The following is a 220-nucleotide window of genomic DNA, read 5'->3' on the forward strand; positions in this document are numbered from 1 at the left end:
GCGCCGACCAGCTCACCGGCACGATCCAGAACGACGTGCTGAAGGAGTACATCGCGCGCGGGACGTACATCTTCCCGCCCAAGCCGTCGCTGCGGCTGATCGCGGACATCTTCAAGTACTGCCGGGCCGAGATCCCGAAGTGGAACACCATCTCGATCTCCGGCTACCACATGGCCGAGGCGGGCGCGTCTCCCGCGCAGGAGATCGCGTTCACGCTCGC

Annotated in this window: 1 protein-coding gene; it reads left to right on the forward strand. The window is 65.9% G+C overall.

The window, feature by feature from the left end; genetic code table 11:
- Positions 1-220: methylmalonyl-CoA mutase family protein (locus KUM40_RS39635; RefSeq protein WP_217171246.1), on the forward strand; the 220-nt coding region annotated here is incomplete at both ends.

The organism is Streptomyces sp. AC512_CC834 (assembly GCF_019049325.1).
In the GTDB taxonomy this organism is placed as follows: Bacteria; Actinomycetota; Actinomycetes; order Streptomycetales; family Streptomycetaceae; genus Streptomyces.